Below are 19483 nucleotides of genomic sequence, written 5' to 3'. Positions count from 1 at the left end.
TAACTTGATAGCTGGTTTAACCGCCTACACCTATTTACCCAAAAAACCTGGTATTGACATTTCCCCGAAAGATTTACCTGCTCTACCTCCTGCGATTTTTTAGTTCCATCGAACTCACGTTAATTTAGTGGTCAACAAGAAAGTGACGAGTTCAAGCTCTCACTAATTGTAATTACGAATTACGAACTATCAATTACGAATTATTTTGACCAGTCTTCTGTTCGTAATTCTATGATTTGTCCAAAATCTGACAAATTACGGGTAAGTAAGATTGCATTGTTAGTTAGAGAAATCGCGGCAATTTTCAGATCCATGTTTCCTAAACGAGGATAGGCTTTTCGCAAACGTTGATGTTCTAGAGCGGCTCTACGGGTAAACGGAACAATCACAATCGAACGATAATCTGTTGCGAGTTGCTGTAGCCCTTGATACGCTAAAATTTGCTCATCTGGATTTTTCGCCCTAGATAGAACACTGAGCCGACCTCTAACTTGTTCTTCGTAGGTAATTACAGTCACTGCAATTTCAACCTCTTCAACGGCTGCCAGCCTTGTCAGGATTCGCTTTCCCTCTTGTCCATTGCGTTGGATGAAACTGAGATGGTCGGTGTCAAGAATATACATCTTGCAGTGTTAGCAACCCTACTCAGCAGATTTCCGCCATTCTTGTCCAAAGCGAACTGCTTCCTCAAAAGTAGGATCGTTTTCAAAGCTACCTGCGACTTCTAACCACCAAAAAGATTTTTTCTGCACAAACCCATAGAGCATCTGTTTCATTTGTGCCAGTTCTGTCTCCAAAGTTGCAACTCGCGCTTCGAGTTGTTGAGAGCGTTCTTCAAGTTGCTGGGAGGTCATAGGGATCTACTAAAAGTTAGAATTCTGAAAGCATTATAGCAAGAGCATCTGGTTTTGAGTAATCGTCAACATAATTCGTAATTGATAATTCGTAATTCGTAGTTGCAATTCCTTTGGGGCTTGAAACCTCCACGCAATAATTCGTAATTGATAATTCGTAATTCGTAATTCAAGCCCACGATTAAAATCGGGGGCTTGAAATATGGTGCTACGCATTTTCGTTTCTCCATTAATAAATTAAGGGGCTTGAAACCATAAATTACGAATTACGAATTACGAATTAGTAATTATTTGGTCAGCTATAGGAGTGATATCGCCAGCAGTAATTTCCTGCCTTACCATATCAGCTAGACGATCCCACTGAGCATCTGTTGTAGATTCAAACTGAGCCTTCCATCTTTGCTCATCCTCTATCTCGGCAAGGAGACGAGCAGCGATGCCTGCGGCGGGCTATTCGGCGTCGCATCCTGTTCGGCAACAGGTAAAGTTTTTAGTTGCGCGATGTCTACGACGGGCTATGACGCTCGCGGACTCGCTAACGCTTCGCTATCGGCGTCGCACGCTCAAGTAACTCAGTCATGGCTACCACACTCTTAGAGGATGTTTTAAAAGTGGCTGGCTGTAATTTTAGGCACTTGTTGATCCCCCCTAACCCCCCTTAAAAAGGGGGGAACCGGAATCAAAGTCCCCCAATTGATCGGGGGATTTAGGGGGATCTAACAACGTTTTGCTACCGACCAGAGGACTTTTAAAACATCCTCTTAAAACGTAAATGGCATCTTATCCATTATCGCTTCTTGGTGGTAAGTTGAGCGCTTTGTCACCCAAATGTTGACTTAATAACCTTAGATTCACGTTAACGTCCTAGCATTTTATCCCGCAGATGTTTAATGCGATCGCGCAATTTCCCCGCCTCTTCAAATTCCAGTTTCTTTGCTGCTTCTTTCATCTGTGCTTCTAACAGAGTAATCAACCCTGGAATCTGTTCCAATGGCAATTCATCTATATGTTCATCTACAACTTTCAAGTCAGTTGCATTTAACCGCCGAGATACATCTAAAAATGCCAAAATCGCATTACTTGATTTTTTGACAATTGGTTGTGGTGTAATCCCATGCAGTCGATTATGTGCTGTTTGAATACCACGCCGTCTATCTGTTTCATCAATGGCTTTAATCATGCTACCTGTCATATTATCGGCATACAAAATCGCCTGTCCCTGGATGTGACGTGCGGCTCTACCAATAGTTTGAATTAAGGAACGCTCGGTTCGTAAGAAACCTTCTTTATCTGCATCCATAATTGCTACTAAGGAAACTTCGGGTAAATCCAAACCTTCCCGCAGCAAATTTACACCAACCAAAACATCAAATTTCCCCTCGCGCAAGTTCTGCAAAATTTCAATGCGCTCAATAGAAGTAATCTCGGAATGTAAATACCTTACCCTTATACCGTGGTCTTGCAAATATTCGGTTAAATCTTCCGCCATCCGCTTGGTTAATGTGGTAATCAACACTCGTTCATGGCGATCGGCTCTATCTTTAATTTCTCCCAACAAATCATCAATTTGTCCTTCTGTGGGACGCACAGAAATTTCTGGATCAACCACCCCAGTTGGTCGAATTACTTGCTCAACTACGTGATCTTCAGAAACTTCTAATTCCCAATTTCCGGGAGTTGCTGACACAAAAACACACTTATTTACCTTTTCCCAGAATTCCTCGGCTTTCAAAGGACGGTTATCAGCAGCACTAGGAAGACGAAATCCATGTTCAATTAAAACTTTTTTTCTAGCTTGATCACCGTTATACATACCGCGAATTTGGGGTACTGTAACGTGAGATTCATCGATAATTAGTAGCCAATCTTTGGGAAAATAATCAATTAAACATTCTGGTGATTCTCCAGCTTGCCTTCCTGCTAAGTGACGGGAATAATTCTCAACGCCGTTGCAATAACCTACTTCGCGCAGCATTTCTAGGTCATAGCGTGTACGTTGATCTATACGTTGCGCTTCTAATAGTTTCCCAGCTTGTTCTAAGTCTAGTTTTTGCTGTTTTAATTCTGCTGCGATGTCATTACAAGCTACTTCTAACCGTTCTTCTGGGGTGACAAAGTGACGTGCAGGGTAAACATTCACCGCTTCCAAACTTTTGAGAATTTCACCTGTCACCGGATCAATGTAGCGAATCGCGTCAATTTCATCACCAAAAAATTCCACACGAATAATTCGGTCTTCATAAGCTGGGCCAATTTCTAAGACATCACCACGGACGCGAAATTTTCCCCGACCCATTTCTATGTCGTTGCGGCTATATTGAACATTTGCCAAATCTCGTAAAATTTGGCGTTGATTTACTTCCATACCTATCTGAAGGGGGATGGCAGCTTTCAGATATTCTGCTGGCATTCCTAAACCGTAGATGCAACTGATGGAAGCAACGACAATGACATCACGGCGTTCAAAAAGCGATCGCGTCGCTGAATGCCGCAACATATCTATTTCATCATTAATGGCTGCCGTTTTTTCAATATAAGTATCGGTAACGGGAATATACGCTTCTGGCTGATAATAATCGTAGTAGCTGACAAAATACTCAACTGCGTTGTTGGGAAAGAAATCTCGCAACTCGTTACAAAGCTGGGCAGCAAGGGTTTTGTTATGCGCCAGAACTAAAGTAGGCTTGCCAATTTTCTCAATAACTGCTGCTACCGAAAATGTCTTACCAGTTCCGGTGGCTCCGAGTAAAGTTTGGTAACGATTACCAGCTTGGATACTAGCAGTAAGTTGTGCGATCGCTTCTGGTTGATCGCCTGTGGGACTAAAGGGAGCTTGAAGACAAAATTCTGTCATACAATTTTGCTGTAAATACCCTATCTCATGGTGACGATTCCGCCCTGTATCCATTCTAGCTGGCTTATTAGAGCAAATAAATAGTAATAGTTCTTTACAAAAATTATTTATTTAAATTTACTTATGTCTCAGTTTTAAAGATTCTTATATCTATATGATGTTTTTTAAGGTTAAACTCTAATGTATATGGGAAAAAATTTCATCTTTCCTTAATTATTGTAAAATTCAATTAACAAACCAGAGGTTTTCGTTTATGACTATTAGCAACGCTGGCAAAGCAACCAGTTCTCGGCAAAAGTATGCCAAGTCTCAAGGGGAAGCTACAGAGGAAGTTGAAAATCAACAAGACCAGAGCTTGAATGCTGATAAAGTCGAGGAAGTTAATGAACTGCCAGTTGGAGCTTCTGGGACACTCGCCATTTCTGGAATTCGTCCCATAGGCGCTAGCGACTTAGAAGTTGCTGAACACCTCTCAATTGCTGGGGTGCGTCCCGTTAGCACCAGTAGCTTGGAAGTAGTTGAAACCTATAACTCAATGGGTATTCGTCCAATTGGTGCTAATACATTCCAAGTGGTTGAAAGTATCAACCTCTCTGGGGTTCGTCCAATTGGCTCAAGTTTATTGGTAATTGATGAAAGCTATTCCACCTTCGGTAATCGTCCAATAGCATCAAATGAGATTGACAATTCTGAAAGCCTGATGGGTTTTCTAGATTAGACAAATAAAATATCCCCATAACTTTATTAACCCAGTTTCTATAGGAAGCTGGGTTTTTTATTTAAACAGTCAAAAGTAGAGATTACCATATTTGCACTTATTCTATGTCTTTTAGCATAGGTAACTAAACTGTTCTTACTTTATTTTATATTCAACTAACAGCCACAACGCTTACTACAACTAACTTTCTTAATTACGAATTACGAATTACGAATTACGAATTATTGAATCTGCCTTGTGGTGGAAGGCTTTAGCAAAAAGTTTAAGCTAGTGTGTAAAGGTAATAACAAAAGATTTCAAAGCTGTAAACAAACTTTGAAATAAATCTTTGATTAAATCAGGAGTACAAAATGAGCATAGAAGATCGCGCAAAAGCAGCTGCTAAAAATGTTGAAGGTAAAGCCCAAGAAGCTTTAGGAAATGTTACTGGAGATCCAGAAGATAAAGCTGAAGGCAAAGCAAAGCAAGCCGAGAGCGAAGTACGTCACGGCATTGAAGATGTGAAAGATAATGTCAAGAAAAATATTGACTAATAAATAATTCAGATTTTTTGCAGAAATAGGAATATAAATGGGGTGGATTCCATTTTTGTAAAAAAGCATGAAGGATTGAAGATTCAAAATTAATGTAGAGACGTTATAAATTCCGTCTCTACATTCCAAAATAAATGTATTAAAAATTAGAGGAATAACCTCTATAGATTCCAAGTTGATAAATGCAAGCAATTAGTTTGAATATAAAACCTATTCTATTTGTTGTTTAAAGTGTTTTTTCAGGAGGTAAAAAAATGATTCTGATTCAGCAAAGTCGCAAAATATTGGCGACTTTCCTTTTAATCGGAGTACTGATGATAACTACCGCTTGTGGTGGTACAAGTACAATGTCACAACTTGACCGCCCAACTACCCCCTCAGCAATTGGCCGAGATGTAACTTATGCAGAGTTAGAGCGAGGCAATACCCCAGGAGGACAAACCTTTGGTAATTGGGTTGTGCAAGCATCTCAAGGATTAGTTCAGGACGCTTTTGTTCGTGATAACAACAAATTAGGTGTTGTGATTTCCCCTAAAGTTCGTCCGAACGAAGTGCGACCATTAGCAAAATCTTTAGTTCAAGGTTTCCATAAAAACTTCCCAAAACAAGATTTAAAGGTTTTGATTTACGCACCTGATAAGCAATTGATTTTGACTACTGAATATGACACTCAAACTAATCAAGTTAAGTATACTTAATTGCTGTATTTGCAATTAAAACTTGAATAGAGTTTGATGAATTTGGAATTAGAGCTTGCAAATACTAGCCATCCAAAGAATTTGCGAAAAAAGGAGATAAATACAGTGGCAACCAGCGAAGATTATAAACGTCAAATAATCAAAGATTTGGCTAAAGGTGATGTTGAATCTCTGGATAATACTACAGCCGAATCAACGGCGGAATATCAAAACTTTGATGATTTTGCTCAACGGACAACACCAGATCAACGTCGGCACTTATTTGGTAAATCTTTACATCCCGATCGCATTCCAACCAGCCAAATGGAGCCAGAATTACAACAGGCGATCGCACAAATTAAACCCAATGAACGGGATGATGTAGCAAGAGCCTTTTTCAAACACTTGAAGGAAAGAAAACTAGACGAGAAGCATCTAGAGCAACAGTTGGGACTTTCTACACACCACGCCAGCCGCATGACTGCTGATGATGTTAGCAAACTAGCGTCCTTTGTGTATCATAACCACCCCGACATTTTCCGCGAAGTGCTGGCGGAGCAACCAGGGATTATCAAGTTTCTCAGTAATCCTGTAGTAGCAGGCATTCTCGGAATTGCGGCGGCTAAGTGGTTGGGTAGTCACAAGTAACTTCTGAATTTTGAGTTTGGAGGATGAGTAAGAGATTAGGTGGGTTATTACCCACCTTTATTTTTGCTTATTAAAATGGACTAGATAAGCGATCGCTTAATGGCGATATCTACGACAGACTTAGTACAGTACAATGGGCGCAAAAATAAACATACCATTTGAATAGGGCTATTTCATTCTATACATAAACCGCCCAGAACTAAAGTTCTTTGGCTTTTAGCTAAAGTCCGTTAAAACGGACTAGAACCTTTTCTCAGTCATCTTTAGATGAATGAGTGCTATTAGACTCAGAATTCATTCTGAGGCGGGCTTTTCGGAGAATGAAATAGCCCTGCTATTTGAAATGGCGCAAGAGCTCAGAATACAATTATGCGTGAATGCGTGACTTCCGCCTTGCGGTAACAAAGCCTTTGAAAATCATTCCAAATATCAAAAAACTGTAGTAATATACCACAGGCATTAACTATCTTCAGCTACATCTGATTGTTAACGCTGTTAAATTTACAATCAATGAGAATATACCGTGAGCCTAACTCTTTATTTCCTCCGTCACGGACAAACAGAATGCAGCCGCAATAATTCCTTTTGCGGTTCCATAGACTCAGAACTTACCCCAGAAGGGTTAGATATGGCAAAGGCTTTTGCTGAGGCATATAGTTCTATGGATTGGACAGCAATATTTTGTAGTCCAATGCAGCGAACTGTATTGACAGTAAAACCTTTATGTGAGGCAATAAAGATAGAACCACAACTCAGAGATGGTTTAAAGGAAATCAACTATGGCTTGTGGGAAGGAAGAACGCCAGAAGTAATTAGCCGTGAATATCACGATGATTATATTCGCTGGTCAGCAGATCCGGCTTGGAATGCGCCAAATGGTGGAGAAATGGCAGTAAAAATTGCTTCTCGTGCCTTGCAGGTAATTGAAGAAATTAAACACAATTATAGTAGTGGTAATGTTTTAGTTGTTTCCCACAAGGCAACTATCAGAATTATGCTGTGTAGTTTACTAGGGATTGATGTGGGACGCTTCCGTTTTCGTTTGGGATGTCCTGTTGCTTCGGTCAGTATTGTAGAATTTACCTCACATGGGCCACTGTTAAAGGTTTTGGCAGACCGTAGTCATTTGAATGAGCAGTTGCGAAATTTACCGGGAACGTGAGGGAGTTAGGAGTTAGGAGTTAGGAGTTAGGAATTAATATATTTGACTTAATTATTTATTAAGTATTTGTTAGTTCTTGAATCAATTGTTCAGGTGTCATAATTCTGGGAGTAGCAACTGGAAAATCTCTAGGGTTGCGAGTAATAATAGCATCTAAGTAATTGAGTACCGCAGTGCTGTATTGAATAGCGTCTTCAAAATCTCTAAAGTTAAGGTTGAGTGCCATGTTGATTGTGGTACTGTCTACGGTGGCAACACGGCAGAAGTTGACCAACTGCCTTAAATAAGTAAGTGTCCACTCTCGACCTCTTGCCCTGCGGATAATGTAATACAAATCGGTGACATCTCCTACACTTCTGCTTTGCAGTAAGTGTAGGCTTCCAAGACAATCCGGCTATTGCTTAGGAGGCTCTTGGCTTTAAGAACGGAATGCCCTACCGCTCTATTTTTTATATTTATCGCTGCGTTGTGGTCACGGTCAAGACTGTAACCACACTGGCAAGAATGCCAACGTTCATGCAGCTTTTTAGGAACTTTCACCCCACAATTAGAACAATCTTGACTTGTACCAGAAGCTTTAACTGGGATAACCAACAAACCAGCATTTTCGGCTTTGTTTGTTAGTATCGACAGAAAGCTTGACCATCCAGCATCAAGTACAGACTTTGCCAATCGGGTACGTGCTAGTCCAAAAACATTCAAATCTTCAACTGCTATAACATCATATTTTTTCAACAAGTTGTTAGCAGTTTTGAAATGAAAATCTTTGCGTTTATCAGCAACTTTCTTGTGCTGCTTGCTTAGTTGTTTAACAGCTTTTTGTCTACGTTTACTGCCTTTTTTGCGACGTGAAACACGTTTTTGAATAATCCGTAAACGTTTCTGCGCTTTGCGGTAATGTTGAGGAATAGCAACAGTTTTACCATCAGAAGTTGTTAAAAAAGCTTTTAATCCAACATCAATCCCAGTTATGGAATCCGGGTTAAAATCGGGCTTAATTGTTGGAACTGTTGCGTCTTCCAAACTGAGAGTTAAATAGTAACCATCAGCTTTTTTGGTCACGGAAGCAGTTTTAATCTTGAATCCATCAGGCAAAGGACGATGCAGAATAACTTTGATTTTTCCTAGTTTTGGTAAATCAATCAAGTTACCTTGCAAACATCCATCTTTTATTTGTGGGTATGTGAAAGTGCGATAACGATTGCGAGATTTGAATCTTGGCTTACCGCTTCTTTTACCATTACTATCACCTTTAAGAAACCGATCAAAAGTTACTTTTACCCGTTTAACTACATCCTGCAAAACTTGTGAATAAATATTGCCGTAATGAGGATGAGTTTTTTTGAGGTTGGGTAACGTTTTCTTCTGACTGTAATAGTCTGGATTATCGCGTAATTCTGGTAGGTGACACACACTCTTGACAGGCATTAATCGCTGAACGGTTGCGCTCGTACCAATCAAATCTATCAGCCAACAAATAGTTGTATTGAGCGCATAGCATAGACAGCCATCTGTCTATCTCTATGGCTTGTTTTGTTGTTGGTCGTAGCTTGTATTGGTACGCTGTCCTCACTTATCTATCCTGAATCATCAAGACTATACTATCATAATAGTGACAACAACGGGTAGACAAACATGAAAACTACTAGATTAAATGTCAGGATGTCTGAGCGCAGATTGAATAAACTTCGCTCTTATGCTGTAACGAAAGATAAAACAGTCACGCAGATAGTAGAAGACTGGGTTGACAGATTACCAAATATAGAGAGTGTTAAAAATAACGCTGACCCCCTTCCTGTCAATCCTGCGGATTGAATTGGTCGGAGGTCGCGTTATTTTTAACCGCCTTATATCTCACCACTGAACGGAGTACCGTTTCAGTGGGAGGCTTACGGCGTAACAGCTAAAAGTTGAGGCGGAAATATAACTTTCTACCTGTCTTTGCTCAACTAGCACCAACACTTGTTCGCTTGCGTCTAGGAAAGGTTCACGTTCAAGGGCATCATCTAGAATGATGTTGGTGTCTAACAAGACTTTCACAGATTATGTTTCTCCTTCAAAGCTTCCCATCGAGCTTGGTCTGGGTCAAAGTCTGGTGGTGTCGGTGGGGCATTTTCAAATAAACCTTCAAATGCTTTTACTTTAGACTTTCTTCTCGGCTTTTCTGGCTGTAACTCAGTAGGGGTTTTTGTAGAACTTTCCAAGGATGAAACTGGCTGCAAAATAATAACTTCCACTTTACCAGGAGCAATATTCAGAGGTTCGTCAATAATTAAATGACCTGATTCATCAATTGTTGCGTTTAGCTTGTAGGCTTGCATACTTTTGCCCTTTTGTTTCTAGGATAGAACACTGCTGCTGTAAATGTTGCGACGCCGATAGCGTAGCGGTAGCGAGTCCGCGTTCGCTTTTAGCGTCTCGTAGAGAGCGTCATAGCCCGCACTTCGGCTGCGCTCAGTGACCATCGTAGACATCCGCACTTCCAAATGACTAGCTTGTAGTGGTCAACATCGCGATATTCATCATCAACATTACAATATTCATCGTCAACATCACGATATTCATCGTCAACATCACGATATTCATCGTCAACATCACGATATTCATCGTCAACATCACGACATTTGTCCTTAACATCGTGACATTTGTCCTTAACATCGCGATATTTAAGCTTATGCTTATGCGATCGCTAACAATGCTTAAATAAAACTTATGAGTGAGCAACACGCGCTAGGGAAAAATTATCATTAGCGTCAACTTAGAGGATGTTTGAAAAGTCTTCTTGTCGGTATCAAAAGTTTTAGATCCCTCTAAATCCCCCGATAAATTGGGGGACTTTGATTCCGGTTCCCCCCTTTTTAAGGGGAGCCAGCGCGGTCTTGGGGTCTCCCCAAGTGGAGCGACTGGCGTGGGTTAGGGGGGATCTAAAAGTACCTAAAGTCACCGCGAAACACTTTTCAAACATCCTCTTAACGTGCAGCCCTTTTTAAATCTTCCAGGTAGGCAGAAACTTCAACAAAATACTGACTAAACTTCCTAAAATTAAGGTAATGAAGCAAAAACTAACCCAGATAGAAAATGTTAACAAACTATATTCAAGCAGCTTTGCACCGGGCTACTTATGAACTTTTAGACGATGGCACTTTTTATGCAGAAGTACCTGGGCTGCAAGGATTATACGCCAATGCTGCCACACTTGAAGCTTGCCGAGAAGAGTTAAAAGATTCTTTGGAAGAGTGGATTGTATTAGGACTACAGTTAGGGCATAGTTTACCTGTATTAGATGGAATTTCCCTTGCTCTTCGGCTACCATGCCCAGGCCGTGACATTCATTAGCAGCACTGTACAAATCTCCAGCATCTTCAAATATCTTCAGCGCCTTATTGTAGTAATCAACAGCCACATCAAACTGCCTCTGCTCATAGGCCAATACGCTTGGGTTAAAAAAAATTGCTTTGTTGGGTTAAGCAAAGCGCAACCCAACAAAGCCCCGGAAATGTTGGGTTTCGTTCCTCAAACGCCACTTGCTTCTCCCAAGGGGAGACGCTGCGCGAACAAGTCGGGAAACCCGCCCAACGCAGTGGCTCCCCAACCTACGCAGTTTAAGGTTTTTGGCGCTGACTGAACCGTATTGGCTCATAGGCAACATTGCCCAGTCTTCATCAAAGGGATGCTCAAAAGTGACGGGAGGTGCTGAACGTGGTGCTGATTGTTCCCGTTGCCAGGAAAGTTGGATTGTTTCGTCTTGATGTGTTATTCGCAACCAATTTGTTGCCATAGCTACCCCCAACACTAATTAATGTGATGCTAGCTTATTTGGTTGGGTAATTCACGCAGAGACGCAGAGACGCAGAGAGGAAGATTGAGTTTTGGTATTTCCTGCAACTTGGTATGATTTGGGTTTGTGTGGCTTTTAAATTTACTCAAATCATTACGGAATTGTTTCATGCTGCCAATTATTGAAACCACTACTTTACGTCAAATGGCTTCGGGCGATCGCCTATACTTACAACTATACAAATTCATCGGCGCTCAACGTGGTAAAAAGGTTTACATTCAATCTAATCTGCACGGTGCAGAAATTGCTGGTAATGCCGTTATTCATCAGCTAATTGAGTTTTTATTAACAATAGATGATACAGATTTAACTGGAGAAATTTGGTTAGTTCCCGTTTGTAATCCAATGGGGACAAATGAACGCGCTCATCATTTTTCCCCTGGACGATATTGTATTTACGAAGCCAAAGACTGGAATCGCATATTTTGGGACTACGAAAAAGAAGCTGATGATTTAGTAGCTTTTACTAAATCTCAACTTCATATTGAGCCAAAGGTCGTTCGACAAAATTATCTAACTATAATTAAGCAACAATTTGCAAAAATTTTAGAAAAAATTAATTCTCCTAGTGCAGTGCCATACACTGAGCTTTTTGGCTACAAACTACAAAACCTGAGTTTAGATGCAGACTACTTAATTGATTTACATAGTTCTACAAATCAAGCTTTAGACTATCTTTATTACTTCCGAAATCGAGAAGACAGTGCAAAATACTTCGGGTTTGATTTTGGAATCTTACTTGATAAATACGATGGTGATGCTTTTGATGAAGCTTTTATCAAACCTTGGTTAGCACTGGAAGCTTGTTTTAAAGAGTTTGGTAGAGAAATCAAGTTTGATGTGGAAGCTTGGACGCTGGAATTAGGAACAGGAATGCAAATAAACCCTGATTCCGTCGCCAAAGGTGTATGGGGTCTGAAAAACTATTTAGCACAAAAAGGTGTAGTGCAAATTCCTGATTTATCAGATGACATAAAAACCCATGAGATGACTTTCGCATCTAACAGCAACAGGAAAAAATATTATGCGATCGCAGGTGGTATGATTCAATCCAGAATAGAATTAGGTACTAAAGTCAAAGCTGGACAAAAACTGTATCAAATTCTCAGTTTTAATAAAGAAGGTAAGTTACCTAGTGTAATTGATGTCTGCGCTCAACATGATGGATTAGTTTATGATGTCGCAACCAATCAAGCTGTGAATGAAGGCGAGTTTGTATTGGGAATTATTAATCAGGAGCAGAGACGCGATTAATCGCGTCTTAGGAGCAGAGACGCGATTAATCGCGTCTTAGGAGCAGAGACGCGATTAATCGCGTCTGTACAAGAGTTATGAGTTTTTTAATTCCTCACTCCTCACTCCTCACTCTGCACTAAATTTAGTCTCCCAAATAAATACCCATACCACGAGCGGTTTTAACTAAAGTACCATTGGGATCGACGGCGCTATATTGAGCGATCGCTTCTGTAATTGGTACACTTAATACTTGGCGATTTTGCCAAGTCACCATGCGATCGTATTTACCTTCTGCAATTAGATTAACTGCCGCAACGCCAAAAGCAGTTGCAACTAATCTATCTAGTGGTGAAGCAGTTCCACCCCGTTGAATGTGTCCTAAAACTGTGACTCGCGTTTCTACACCAATGTGTTCAATAATTTTATCTGCTAAGTATTCGCCAATTCCACCGTATCGAGATTGACCTAATCGATTTGTAATCGTCACATTTTCCCCATCGTGGGTACGAACCGCTTCGGAAACAATAATCAAACAATAGTTTTTGCCTTTCTCTTGGCGTTCTTTAATTTTGTGACAAATATGCTCAACTGTGTAAGGGATTTCGGGAATTAAAATTACATTTGCTCCCCCCGCAATTCCCGCAGCTATTGCTATGTGTCCTGCATCACGCCCCATTACTTCCAAAATCATGACTCGGCTATGACTTGCAGCAGTAAAATGCAACCTATCTAATGCTTCCGTGGCAATATTGACTGCTGTATCAAACCCGATGGCGTGTTCGGTAACACCAATATCGTTATCAATGGTTTTGGGAATACCTACTAGATTAATGCCACCTTGTTGTGCGAGGCGACGGAGAATTGCCAAGCTACCATCACCGCCAATACCAATCAAAGCGTCTAAACCTAGCTCATGATAACCTGCAATGATTTCTTCGGAGCGATCGCTTACACCCCCATCCGCCATTGGAAAAGCAAAAGGGTCGCCTTTATTGGTTGTCCCCAACATTGTGCCACCCGCAGTTAACAGCGAGTCAACTTGATCAACTTCCAGCTTTGTGAATTGTGGGGGACGCGCCATTAATCCGAGAGTCGCTTGACGAATTCCCAAAACCTCCCAGCCGTAAGTATCCACAGCACAATTCACTACAGCTCTAATCACAGCATTTAAGCCAGAACAATCACCTCCACTGGTAAGAATTCCAATGCGTTTGGGTTCTCCCATATTTTTTATTGACATTTTGATCCAAATATATAATCGACTATTGACCAAGGTAGAAGAGCTGAATCTATTTCTAAGTGAGTACGAAACCTGGAAGCAAGATCAGCGCCATCGCTCTGAAAAATTTACTGGGGATTCACTGAAGCGGTGGCGGCGGATTACTCCAACACAGAATCATGGGTATACGGACAAACATAATTTAACAATTCACGCATTCACGCATTCACGCATTCAAACATTTTAGACATTTTCAGATGGGGATTTAAACCCCAACTGAAACTGCGCTACGTGTAGACATAGGGGTCTTAAACCCTTTAATTTCCGATAAGTTGTCATGCGTCGGCACACTGAGATATTTTGACCTAAACAGACTCATGATACAAGTCCCTAAATTTATTTATCGAACAGAATACATGCGTCAGTCGTCAGAATTCATGTTAGGTATTCTGTACGACTGGTGGATAGCGCAGCGCTCCTTCGAGTCCGCGATAGCGCAGCGTAAAGCCTTCTCTTCGAGAGGCAACGCCTTCGGCATGGCAACGCTATGAGCGAGTATTTTCGAGTCGCGTCTGAATAATTGGGTTTAAGACCCCCACCAAATTTTCAATTTGGTGGTGGGTAATGAGCAACCACCATAATTTTAAGGGTTTTACACCCAGTCCCCAATCCCTAATCCCCAGTCCCCAGTCCCTTTTACGGGATAATCTTCTTATACAGCAGCCTATACGGAGAAATTAATATGACATCTCCAGAAACGGTTACATGGCTACAAGAACGGACGAGTTTAGGAATTCTCTCGCCCGAAGTGTTAAATGCGATCGCTCAAGTAATTGAAGAACAAGTTATACCAGCCGAAACTGACTTAGTTAGCGAAGGCACTCCTCCAGAAGCCCTTTATATTCTTGTAGAAGGTCAACTCGAAAGCAATAGCACCAATCAAACCAACCCAGCCTTAGCTTGTGGATTCCTCCCCGGAGCAGTGATTGAACTCAAAGAATTGCTGTTGGATGAATTAACTCCATTCACAATTACTACGGTAACCGAATGTCATTTGTGGGTTGTGCCTGGTGAGAAATTTCGCCCTTTAGTTAACCAATACCCGGAAATTGCTCAGGCTTTTTCGCGTCAATTGGCTCAAGAATTAGCTCAGGCTACATCTGCACTTGGCTATGAACAAGAACGTTCCGTAGCTTTGCGACCATATTTAGTTACCAAAGCGCAACGGGGAATTGTCGGTATAAGTCGCTATGCTGTAAGGCTGCGCGAGCAAATTCGAGAAGCGGCGGCTGACCGCAAATCTGTGGATATTTTTGGAGAACCAGGGTTAGAAAAAGACAATATAGCAGCCCTCATCCACTTTGGTTCTCCAAAACGACGAGAACCAATTATTAAAGTAAATTGCGGTATTCTGCAAACGAGCGGTGCAGATTTATTTGGTCGCGCTGGTGGTAAACCAGGACTTTTGGAATGGTTGGGAGAAGGTACTTTAGTTCTCAACAACATCCAAGAATTGCCCGAAGAATTATTACCTTCGGTGACGAAGTTGCTCAAAACTGGCACATATACCCCCGTGACTCGTTCAGGAGAAGCAGCACCTGAACCTCGTGCCAGTAAAGCCAGAATTCTGATTGTTTCAGAAAAAACTCAGCCGACAATTGAACGCTGTATTGGTCACATTATTAAAGTACCACCGCTACGGGTGCGGAAAGCTGATATTCAGGCACAGGTTGAATATTATACTAGTCTCTACATTCGGGCTAGAGGCGTTCCGAAACCGCGCATCACCCCAGAAGCTTTGCGTCGCCTCCAGTCTTATGATTTTCCTGGCAATCTCAAGGAATTAAAAAATCTGGTAGAAAGAGCGATCGCGCAAGCGGAGGGTGCTAATGAATTAACAGAAGAAATTTTCTGGCCAGCCGAAACGAAGAAAAAACGATTTCGGGTGAATCTGTTAAATGCCTATCCTCGTTTGCGGCAGTTTTTACGTAGTCCCTGGTGGCCCGATCGCATTAACTATGGTTTTACTGCAACGGCTTTTGCAATTATAGTTGCAGTGTTATTTATTGGGCCGCAAACCCGCGATCGCAATTTCGTTTTAAATCTATTTTGGGCTTGGTGGTGGCCTTTCTTCTTATTTCTCTTTCCCTTTTTGGGGCGTATCTGGTGTTCTGTTTGTCCCTTCATGATTTACGGGGAAATTACCCAAAAGTTATCTCTCTGGCTGTGGCCTCGACAACTCAAGCGCTGGCCCAGACAGCAAGCTGAAAAATGGGGCGGATGGTTCATGTTTGGTTTGTTCACCCTAATTTTCTTATGGGAAGAACTCTGGCATTTAGAAAATACCGCCTACCTCAGCGCTTGTTTGCTACTGTTAATTACGGCTGGGGCGATGATTTTCTCTGCGATTTTTGAGCGGAGATTTTGGTGTCGTTATCTCTGTCCCATTGGCGGGATGAATGGTTTATTTGCCAAACTCTCAATGACGGAACTTCGGGCACAGCAAGGTATTTGTTCTGCTAGTTGCACCACGTATCAGTGCTATAAAGGTGGGCCACAAAAGGGCGAAGGGATGGAAACTAATGGATGTCCTTTATATTCCCACCCAGCGCAATTAGAAGATAACAGAGATTGCGTACTGTGCATGACTTGCCTGAAAGCCTGTCCCCATCGTTCCGTTGAGTTCAACTTGCGTCCCCCTGGAATTGAACTGTGGACAACTCATGTACCCCGCACCTATGAAGTAGCATTATTGTTTTTGCTGTTGGGTGGGATATATCTGCATCGCTTGCCAGAATTGCAATCTTGGTTGGGGTTACAACTGGATTTAACTCAGTTTTGGCAGCACTTGGGATTATCGCTGCTAGTGTTAATTATTCCAGCGATTTTTACCTTTGGGGCTTATGGCTTGCTGCAAGTGTTCAACTTTAACCGAAAGCCTCGATCATTTGTAGAACTTGCATATAGCTACCTACCATTAGTGTTAGGCGGAAACTTGGCTCACTATCTGCGTTTGGGCTTAGGCGAAGGCGGACGGATTTTACCCGTAACCTTTGCTACTCTTGGTCTTAGTGGTGAACAATTGCCAATATTGGTTGCTCACCCGGCTGTGATTGCCTTTTTGCAAGGTGCAACGATAATTTTATCAGTGTTGCTGACTATGTTATTAACGCAAAAGATTGCCAAGCAACCAGTGCGATCGCTCATGCTACAACACCTAGCAGCGATCGCCTTGGGAGTTAGTATGTGGGCGATTATCGTGTTTTGAGCTTCACATATAGCGATCGCTCTAACAATACGGTTCGGTTAACATGTTTGTCTCTCGAAGATCCCCCCAACCCCCCTTAAAAAGGGGGCTTTTTCTTCTAATTACCCCCTTTTTAAGGGGGTCGCCGCAGGCGGGGGGATCTTATCCGAACCGTATTGGGAGTGATGATATCAAATCCGTTTGTATCGGAATTATCCCTCTTTCCTCTCCCTCTGCGGCCTCAGCGTCTCTGCGGTTTCTTAGGCGATCGCTAGTGGCGTGACAAGGCTAAAATGTTGCATTATGGTTTTCTTGTGGGACGGGCTTCTAGCCCGTCCGGGCGGGCAAGATGCCCACCCCACAAGAGTTAAATTGTATGCACTATTTAAGGCTTGTCACGCTACTAGTAGCGTGTCAAGGCTAAAGTTGTGCATTATAAAATGGGCTTTGAACTTTTAAATTCAATGTTTTTAGCGCTAATTTATTGCAACATTTTAGCCTTGACACGCTACTAGAATGAAATAGACTTGTATTGCACCCAACCGAGAACCCCTATATACAGTTATTATATGGTTAGTCTGTAATTTTTCTGTCTCAGCACTAAATCAACTGGCCATGAAACGAAAATTTTTACCGATTATTGGATTACTCTTTACCATCGGTTTAATATGTGCAGTGGTAAATCATATTTTAGGCGGAATCTGTTTGTTTCCCGATATAGCATATAACCCAAGTGAGGGTCAGTCAATTAAAGCCAGAACATTGGCTATAGTTGCTGTTCCGTATGCCCAGATGGGACAAAAGGATAAATCCTCAAAAATATTAGCTCAAGCATTTAAGAATGCTAAGGAAATTAAGGAGACTAATACCTTCTCCGGAAGAAGAAGCTCTGCACTGCTTAAAGTAGCTGCCAAGTATGCAGAAGTTGGGCAACCCGCTCAAGCTCTTCAAGTTATTAAAATAGCGAAAGAAGGTGCTGAACATGGAAGTGGGGCTGCTCAAATGCTAAATGAAGCAGCAGTCAAGGCTGCCGAAGCAGGTCGCTTCAACCAAGCCATTCAGGTTACCCAGTTGCTCGATAATAAAGCAATTGGATATTTTGAAAACAGAGACAGTGCTATAGCTGAAGTTGCTGTTGAAGCTGCCCAAGTCGGGCTATACGACCAAGCTTTTCAACTTCTTAGCTCGATTGACGAGAATACCGATAAGACAGGAGAGGCATTAACTAAGATTGCTGAGTTGGCAACCTCTACAAAACTTAGAAGTAAAGCCTTGCCGTTATTAGATCAAACCTTTGAACTTGCCAATAGAATTAAGAATGTTAGTGCTTTAGCTAAGGTAGCTAGTCAGTACACAGAATTAGGACAGAAAGCTAAATCTGAACAAATATTAAACCGATGTCTTCAGCTTACCCAATCTGATAAGTACATCTCCGACCAAGTTGAAAACATAGTCAAGATTGCTGTTAGCTATGCAAACATAGGACAACAAGATAAAGCTGTAGAGATATTAGACAGTAGTTTTGGGGCTGTTCAGCTTATTCAGATTAATAATATACCAAAACCAATATTGTCCGAAATCGCCATTGGTTACGCAAAACTAGGTCAAAAAAATAAACCCTTACAAATACCAATATTGTTCAAAATCGCCATTGGTTACGCAAAAATAGGTCAAAAAAATAAAGCCTTACAAATATTAAATCAAGCCTTTCAACAGATTAAAACTAATGAATATGCTTGGAAAACTGAGCAATTCAGTCAAATTGCTGTTAAATACGAGGAGATAGGATTTCATCAACAAGCTTTGGAAGCTGCTAAAATGCTGGGGGCGCCTGAAAGAGTTCGGGCATTAGTTGCAGTAGCGGTTGAAGATGCAGAGCAATCTCAATATGACCTAGCTATTAAGAACATCAAATCTATTGGAAACCATTACCCTCATGAAGTTCGCCCCGACAAAATGAATGGACTATCTCAAATTGCCATGAAAGCTGCGTCAGCAGGGCAATATGAACAAGCATTTAAAATTATTGAGTCTATAGATGATGATTTTTGCGGAGATTGTATCGCTAAACCCTTAATAAAACTTGTTAACAAGGCTACTAGAACAGAAACAAAAGATCAAGCCTCACAATTGTTACACAAAGCCTTAAGCATTGCTCAGTTTAATATCCTAAATCAACCTGAACGAGTTGGAGTATTGGCTGAAGTTGCTAATCATTATGCACAACTGGGACAACAGCAGAAAGCTTCAGAGATACTAGCTCAAGCCCTTAAAACTGGCGAAGATATTACTATTGTAAAGAGGATGCCTGAAAATATGTCCGTAATTTTTACCAGGTTCAAATATCCTTGTCCATATATCCGTTGATGATCTACTTGGTTTAAGTAGGACGACGTAAATAATTAAAGGTTTGTAGTGAGCGGCTCTAGCCCTACTTTGAGGGCTGAAGCCCTTACTACAAACTAATTTCAATATTTTTTACATTAGTTAATATAGT

The 19483-nt window shown here is 41.3% G+C and carries 18 protein-coding genes and 2 pseudogenes; 11 read left to right on the top strand and 9 right to left on the bottom strand.

What is annotated here, in order from left to right:
* Window positions 1-103: pseudogene (locus LC653_RS47895) on the top strand (IS982 family transposase); the annotation flags it as partial.
* Between the two features lie 97 nt (window positions 104-200).
* Here LC653_RS47895 and LC653_RS11220 read toward each other — a convergent pair.
* The 3 genes from LC653_RS11220 to uvrB all read right to left on the bottom strand — a co-directional run bounded on the left by LC653_RS11220 (window position 201) and on the right by uvrB (window position 3708).
* Window positions 201-623 carry a type II toxin-antitoxin system VapC family toxin gene (locus LC653_RS11220; protein WP_229494551.1) on the bottom strand — a complete coding sequence of 141 codons (423 nt, stop codon included), beginning with the start codon at window positions 621-623 and terminating at the stop codon, window positions 201-203.
* Between the two features lie 18 nt (window positions 624-641).
* Window positions 642-854: a hypothetical protein gene (locus LC653_RS11215; protein WP_229455025.1), complete on the bottom strand. Its 213-nt coding sequence runs from the start codon at window positions 852-854 to the stop codon at window positions 642-644.
* A gap of 856 nt (window positions 855-1710) precedes the next feature.
* Complete coding sequence (gene uvrB, locus LC653_RS11210; protein ID WP_229494550.1) at window positions 1711-3708, bottom strand: excinuclease ABC subunit UvrB; 1998 nt, start codon at window positions 3706-3708, stop codon at window positions 1711-1713.
* Between the two features lie 253 nt (window positions 3709-3961).
* Here uvrB and LC653_RS11205 point away from each other — a divergent pair, with 253 nt between their 5' ends.
* From LC653_RS11205 to LC653_RS11185, 5 genes are all read left to right on the top strand, one after another.
* Window positions 3962-4426, top strand: a complete 465-nt coding sequence (locus LC653_RS11205) for a hypothetical protein (RefSeq protein WP_229494549.1) — start codon at window positions 3962-3964, stop codon at window positions 4424-4426.
* 350 nt (window positions 4427-4776) lie between these two features.
* Window positions 4777-4959 (top strand): CsbD family protein, encoded by a 183-nt coding sequence (locus LC653_RS11200; protein WP_100900626.1) that lies wholly within the window; start codon window positions 4777-4779, stop codon window positions 4957-4959.
* Window positions 4960-5213: 254 nt separating this feature from the next.
* Window positions 5214-5657 (top strand): hypothetical protein, encoded by a 444-nt coding sequence (locus LC653_RS11195; RefSeq protein ID WP_229494548.1) that lies wholly within the window; start codon window positions 5214-5216, stop codon window positions 5655-5657.
* Between the two features lie 105 nt (window positions 5658-5762).
* Window positions 5763-6284, top strand: coding sequence for a hypothetical protein (locus tag LC653_RS11190; protein WP_229494547.1), 522 nt, complete (start codon window positions 5763-5765; stop codon window positions 6282-6284).
* A gap of 523 nt (window positions 6285-6807) precedes the next feature.
* Entirely contained in the window at window positions 6808-7446 is a 639-nt protein-coding gene (locus LC653_RS11185; RefSeq protein ID WP_229494546.1) for a histidine phosphatase family protein, read from the top strand.
* 58 nt (window positions 7447-7504) lie between these two features.
* Here LC653_RS11185 and LC653_RS11180 read toward each other — a convergent pair whose 3' ends face one another.
* Together LC653_RS11180 and LC653_RS11175 are read right to left on the bottom strand one after the other, a co-directional pair.
* Window positions 7505-7780: a PIN domain-containing protein gene (locus LC653_RS11180; protein WP_308189073.1), complete on the bottom strand. Its 276-nt coding sequence runs from the start codon at window positions 7778-7780 to the stop codon at window positions 7505-7507.
* A gap of 14 nt (window positions 7781-7794) precedes the next feature.
* Window positions 7795-9019 (bottom strand): annotated as a pseudogene (locus LC653_RS11175) (RNA-guided endonuclease InsQ/TnpB family protein).
* Window positions 9020-9081: 62 nt separating this feature from the next.
* Between LC653_RS11175 and LC653_RS11170 the strand changes: the two are divergent.
* Window positions 9082-9261 carry a hypothetical protein gene (locus LC653_RS11170; RefSeq protein ID WP_229494545.1) on the top strand — a complete coding sequence of 60 codons (180 nt, stop codon included), beginning with the start codon at window positions 9082-9084 and terminating at the stop codon, window positions 9259-9261.
* Between the two features lie 39 nt (window positions 9262-9300).
* Here LC653_RS11170 and LC653_RS11165 read toward each other — a convergent pair whose 3' ends face one another.
* On the bottom strand, window positions 9301-9486 hold the full coding sequence (locus LC653_RS11165; protein ID WP_229494544.1) for a PIN domain-containing protein: 186 nt from the start codon (window positions 9484-9486) through the stop codon (window positions 9301-9303).
* On the bottom strand, window positions 9483-9767 hold the full coding sequence (locus tag LC653_RS11160) for a hypothetical protein (protein WP_229494543.1): 285 nt from the start codon (window positions 9765-9767) through the stop codon (window positions 9483-9485). The genes LC653_RS11165 and LC653_RS11160 overlap by 4 nt, the downstream gene beginning before the upstream one ends.
* Before the next feature lie 757 nt (window positions 9768-10524).
* Between LC653_RS11160 and LC653_RS11155 the strand changes: the two genes are divergently transcribed.
* Window positions 10525-10782 (top strand): type II toxin-antitoxin system HicB family antitoxin, encoded by a 258-nt coding sequence (locus LC653_RS11155; protein WP_229494542.1) that lies wholly within the window; start codon window positions 10525-10527, stop codon window positions 10780-10782.
* A 127-nt stretch (window positions 10783-10909) separates the two neighbouring features.
* On the opposite strand, the gene LC653_RS11150 is transcribed toward LC653_RS11155, so the two are convergent.
* Entirely contained in the window at window positions 10910-11224 is a 315-nt protein-coding gene (locus tag LC653_RS11150) for a hypothetical protein (RefSeq protein ID WP_229494541.1), read from the bottom strand.
* Window positions 11225-11392: 168 nt separating this feature from the next.
* On the opposite strand from LC653_RS11150, the gene LC653_RS11145 reads away from it, so the two are divergent.
* Window positions 11393-12538: a M14 family metallopeptidase gene (locus LC653_RS11145; protein WP_229494540.1), complete on the top strand. Its 1146-nt coding sequence runs from the start codon at window positions 11393-11395 to the stop codon at window positions 12536-12538.
* A 124-nt stretch (window positions 12539-12662) separates the two neighbouring features.
* Here LC653_RS11145 and LC653_RS11140 read toward each other — a convergent pair whose 3' ends face one another.
* The gene (locus LC653_RS11140) at window positions 12663-13745 is read right to left on the bottom strand and encodes an ATP-dependent 6-phosphofructokinase (RefSeq protein ID WP_229494539.1); all 1083 of its coding nucleotides are present in this window, start codon (window positions 13743-13745) and stop codon (window positions 12663-12665) included.
* A 736-nt stretch (window positions 13746-14481) separates the two neighbouring features.
* Here LC653_RS11140 and LC653_RS11135 point away from each other — a divergent pair.
* Complete coding sequence (locus LC653_RS11135) at window positions 14482-17007, top strand: AAA-type ATPase lid domain-containing protein (protein ID WP_229494538.1); 2526 nt, start codon at window positions 14482-14484, stop codon at window positions 17005-17007.
* A 594-nt stretch (window positions 17008-17601) separates the two neighbouring features.
* Window positions 17602-19353, top strand: a complete 1752-nt coding sequence (locus tag LC653_RS11130; protein WP_229494537.1) for a tetratricopeptide repeat protein — start codon at window positions 17602-17604, stop codon at window positions 19351-19353.
* The last annotated feature ends 130 nt before the right edge of the window (window positions 19354-19483 follow it).

Origin of the sequence: Nostoc mirabile CHAB5784 (genome assembly GCF_020829645.1) — a bacterium.
GTDB lineage: Bacteria > Cyanobacteriota > Cyanobacteriia > Cyanobacteriales > Nostocaceae > Nostoc > Nostoc mirabile.
The sequence above is the reverse complement of the archived record's forward strand: the minus strand, read 5'-3'. Positions and strand labels throughout refer to the sequence as shown.